General features: G+C 75.2%; 3 protein-coding genes and 1 pseudogene. All 4 read left to right on the plus strand.

Translation table 11 applies throughout. The features are described from left to right. Nucleotides 1–1,660: SbcC/MukB-like Walker B domain-containing protein (locus tag ND748_RS34240; protein WP_285902682.1), on the plus strand; the 1,660-nt coding region annotated here is incomplete at its 5' end. Continuing rightward, nucleotides 1,657–3,198: a TIGR02677 family protein gene (locus tag ND748_RS25470; RefSeq protein WP_251748589.1), complete on the plus strand. Its 1,542-nt coding sequence runs from the start codon at nucleotides 1,657–1,659 to the stop codon at nucleotides 3,196–3,198. The genes ND748_RS34240 and ND748_RS25470, both read left to right, overlap by 4 nt. After that, nucleotides 3,198–4,391 carry a TIGR02678 family protein gene (locus ND748_RS25475; RefSeq protein WP_251748591.1) on the plus strand — a complete coding sequence of 398 codons (1,194 nt, stop codon included), beginning with the start codon at nucleotides 3,198–3,200 and terminating at the stop codon, nucleotides 4,389–4,391. The genes ND748_RS25470 and ND748_RS25475 overlap by 1 nt, the downstream gene beginning before the upstream one ends. Nucleotides 4,392–4,424: 33 nt before the next feature. Further along, nucleotides 4,425–4,796 (plus strand): annotated as a pseudogene (locus ND748_RS25480) (hypothetical protein); the annotation flags it as partial.

Here is a 4,796-nt window from a genome sequence, read left to right on the forward strand (position 1 = left end):
GACCTGGGCACGGGCCCAGACCGGGGCCGCGGCCGCCCGGCTGCCCCTCGACGACGACGCGCTGGCCGCCGCCGCGGCGGCGGTCACCGACGCCCAGGCGGAGCTGGACCGGATGTCGGGACGGGTGGAGGCCGCCCGACGTTCCCTTGACGACTGGGCGGCGGCCGTCGCGGCCTTCGTCGCGGAGTCCGACACCCTGACCAGGGCCGCCGAGGAGGCGGCCGAGACGGGGCTGGCCGCCGAGACGGCCACCGAGGAGCTGGCCGCAGCCCTCGCGGCGCTCGGTGAGGAACCGCGCCGGGTTGCCGAGCAGATCATCCAACTTGACGCCCGGCGCGGCCAGATCGACGGCGAGCTGGCTGCCGCCCGCCGCGCCCACACCGAGGCGTTCGGCATGTCGGTGTCGGCGCGGGAGAGGGCGGACAGCGCCGCGAATGCCGCGGAACGAGCCGAGCGGGCCTGCCGGGACCAGCGGACGGAGCTGCTCGCCGTGGCCACGGTCGACGGCCTGCTCACGGCGTCCGCCCGGCAACGTCCGAGCGGCATCGAGCCCGACGGCCCGGACGGACCGCCAACGCAGGACGGGCCGCCGGCGCAGGACGGGCAGCTACAACCTCCGTCGACCCCGGACACCATCGACGGAACGTCTCGGCTGGTCTCCTGGCTGAGCGAACGCGTGCCGGAGCCTGAACGCGACGTCAGCGAGGACGCACTGCACCGCTCGCTGCGCGCCATCCGGGACGGTCTGGGTGCCGGCTGGGACGCGGAGTCCCGCCGCGGCTCGGACGGCGCACCGCTGGCCGTGGAGGTGTCCGGCCCCTACGGCCGCCGCGTGCTGTCCGACGCCACCGTCCAGGTCGCGGCCGACCTGCGCCGCGCCCGCGGGCTGCTCACCGCCCAGCAGGATCAGGCGCTGCGCAACCTGCTGCACGGCCGGGTCGCCCAGGAGGTCGCCCGCGCGTTGTTCGACGCCCGGGAGCTGATCGAGCGGATGAACGCGGTCCTCACCGCGGTGACGACCAGCCAGGGCATCGGCGTCCGGCTCGACTGGCGGACCCGCGGCAACCTCGACCCCGCCACCGCCACCGCGCTGCGGCTGCTGGCCAAGGACCCGGACGCGCGCACCGCCGAGGAGGACGCCGCCGTGCGCGCCGCGGTCGCCGGTCTCGTCGACGACGAGCGCCGCGATCGGCCCGAGGCGTCCTACCGGGATGTCATCGGCGACGTGCTGGACTACCGGAGCTGGCACGAGCTGCGGATCTACCTGTGCCGGCCGGGGCGCGCCGACGAGCTGCTCAGCCGGCGGACCCGGCTGTCGGAGGGGGAGAAGAAGCTCGTCACCTACCTGCCGATGGCGGCGGCGGCCTCCGCCTCGGCGGCCGCCCACGATCCACACGGCGTCGGCGCGCCCCGGTTGATCCTGCTCGACGACGCCTTCGCGAAGGTGTCGGAGGACAACCACGCCCGGCTGTTCGGCCTGCTGGTGAGCCTGGATCTCGACTTCGTCGTGACAAGCGAGCGATTGTTCGGCACCCACGCGGACGTGCCCGAACTGTCGATCATCGAGGTGCTGCGCGACCCGGACCTGCGCACGATCGCCCTGGTCCACTACCACTGGGACGGCCGGGCGCGCACCGAGCTGGCGGTCGCGTCCCGATGAGGGACGCCGAACCCGCCGGGACGAGGGACGCCACCGGCGTGGGCCGGGGCGAGGTGCACGCCTCGGTGTTCGCCTACGTCACCGAGAGCCCGGACTACCGGGTGATCCTTGGGATCTTTGCGGGAACCTTCTTCGCCGAGCTCACCCCGGACGACGTCACCGCCCGGCTCGCCGAGACAGGCGTGATCCTCCCGATCGAGGCGGTCGCCGGCCGGCTGGAGAAGCTACGGGAGTGGGGCAACCTCGACGTGTCGGCGTCGGTGGGCACGGTCAGCACCGTCGCCGACTACTACCGGCGCCGCAACCGGTATCTCATCACTCGGATCGGGCAGGAGGTACACGAACTCGTCGAAGGCGTACTCGCCCAGGTCGACGACGTCCGTGACATCTCCCTCGGCCGGCTCGATGCGCTCGCCGCCGCGCTGGAGGCGTTGCTGCGGCTCGACTTCGACCGGGCCGACCCGGCGGTGCTCGCCGACCACGTCCGAGCCGTCTTCGACCCGCACCGCGCCTTCTCCGCCGAGATCACCCAGTTCTTCGCCGCGATCAACCAGTGGCAGTCGCGGTTCGACCTCGACGAGACCGAGTTCGCGTTCTTCTCCGAGGTCCTCGTCGGCTACGTCGGCGAGCGGCTGGAGGCGCTGGAACGCCGGGCCCGACCGATCGCCGCGCTGCTCGCCGCGCTGGCCCCGAACGTGGGCGTCCTGGTGGCCCGAGCCCGCGACGGTCTGGCCGCGCGGGTCGCCGAGGCGGGCCTGACCGGGGTACGTGTCCGAGCCGAGCACGGCAGCAGCGCGGCGGACTGGGAGAACCTCACCGCCTGGTTCCTCGGGCGGCCGGGCACCCCGAGCCGGGTCGCGACCCTCGGCCACGATGCGGTGAACGCGGTGCGCACCCTGACCCAGAACCTCACCCGGCTGTCCCGCTCCGGCGTCGGCGGCACCTCCCGACGGGCCGACTACCTGCGCCTCGCCGCCTGGTTCGAGCAGGCCGGCCGCGACAACCCGCAGGAGTCGCACCGGCTCGCGGCCGCCGCCTTCGGCTTGTTCGGCGCCCGGCACCTCGCCGCGGCGGCCGGCGACGAGACCGACCCCGTCCCGTCCGCCACGTCGTGGTGGAACGCACCGGTGGCGCAGGTCCCGGTCAGCCTGCGCCAGCGCGGCGACACCACCAACCGGGGCCGCTCCGGGCAGATGCTCGACCGTTCGCGGGAGCGGGCGCACCTGCTGGCCCGGCGCCGGGCGGCGGAGGAGCGAGCGGCCGCGGCGCGCCAGGAACTGCTGGCCGCCGCCGGCCCCGACGGTGCGCTCGGTGACGGCACCCCGCTGTCCGAGGCGGCGCTGGCCCGCCTGCAACGCCTGCTGGGGCCGGCCGTCGCGGCGATGGGACCGAGCCGGTCGAAGGGCGAGGCCGAGGCCGACGGGCTGCGCTGCGTCGTCGAACGGCGCCCGGGGCAACCGACCGTGCTGCGCACCCCGGCCGGCTCCCTGACGGTGCACGACCTCGCCCTGACCCTGCTCCCGCTGCGGGACGCATGATGGCGGCCGGCGCGACGGCAGGCAGTGCGACGGCAGGCAGTGCGACGGCAGGCGACGACCCGCAGCGGGCCGGCGAGCTGGCGACCGCCGGACGGGCGCTGCTCGCCCGGCCCTGGCGCCTGGCCGAGGCCGACCGGACGCTGTTCGTCCTGATCCGCCGGCACGCCGACCTGCTCGACCGCTGGTTCACCCAGCGGCTGGGCTACCGGCTCGTCGTCGGCGCGGACACGGCCCGGCTGGTCAAGTCCGGCTACGTCCCGCCCGACCGGCCGCTGCGCACCCACACGGACCATCCGTTCACCACCCGCCAGTACGTCGTACTCGCCCTGGTCCTGGCCGCGACGGCGGCGGGCCCCGACCGGATCAGCCTGCGCGACCTCGTGCTGCAGGTGCGGTCCGCGGCGGCCGACGCCGAGATCGCCCTGGACGGTGCCGCGGGGGAACGGCGGGCCCTCGTCACCGCGCTGCGGTTCCTCATCGAGCACGGCGTGGTGCGTGAACTGGACCGGTCGGTCAGCGGCTACGAGACGGACGAGGGTGCGGACGCCCTGTTGGAGATCCGCAACGATCGGTTGGCGATGCTGCCCGCGCCCGCGCTGGTGGGGGCGCGCTCGGCCGTCGACCTGCTGGAACGGGCCGGGGGCGAGGGTCGCGGTCGGGCGGCGCTGCGCCGACGGCTGGTGGAGGACCCGGTGTTGTACGCCGACGACGTGGCGCCCGAGGACTGGGCGGAGCTGCGCCGACGCTTCGGCGAGGAGGCCCGCTACTGCGAGGAGATGTTCGGCCTGCTCGTCGAGGCCCGGGCCGAAGGGGTCGCCGCCATCGATGTCGACGGGGGATGCAGTGACCTGGCGTTTCCCGCTGGCGGAACGACGGCGCACGCGGCGCTGCTGCTCGTCGAGACGCTCGTCGCCCGCCACCGCGACGGCGCCACCGTGGACGCCGTCGACGACGAGCTCGACGATCTGCTCGACCGGTACGGCCGGTACTGGCGCAAGGACGCCGTGGCCGACCCGGCGCGGCTGCGCGACGAGGCAGTGGGGCTGCTCGCCTCGATGGGGCTGGTCCGGTGGGAGCCCGACGGCCGGCTGCGCCCCCGTCCGGCCGCCGCGCGGTTCGCCGCCCGCGTGACCGTCAGCGAGCCTCGAGGCGAACAACCGGCAGGCGAGCCCGCGCAGGCGACGCTGCTGTGAGGCCACCGACGGTTACGAGCATGGGCTGCGAGCATGGTTCCACGCGATGACGAGGCCGGCGCCCGATCCATCAAGGCGCACCCGTTCCTGGCCGATCCGGCGCTGCGCCCGCTGTGGCAGGCTGTCGCGGCCGCGCTGGACCGCAACGGCCTGGACTGGCGCGGTCGGCTCACCCTGCCCGCGCTGCCGGCCGAGGGACGCCGCCGCCTCGGAGTCATGGTGGAACGGTCCGTGCCTGCGGGGCGCCGGGCGTTGCCGCTCACCGACGTGGCCGCCGCAGTCGAACGGCTGACCGGGACCGGGCTCGTCGAGGCGCTCACCGCGCTCGGATCCGGGCCGCCTTGGCCGCCGCGGACTCGGTGTCCGGGTAGCGCGGATCGGGCCCGCTTCGTGCGGATGCGGCCC

This window comes from Frankia sp. AiPs1 (assembly GCF_023716945.1).
Lineage (GTDB): Bacteria > Actinomycetota > Actinomycetes > Frankiales > Frankiaceae > Frankia.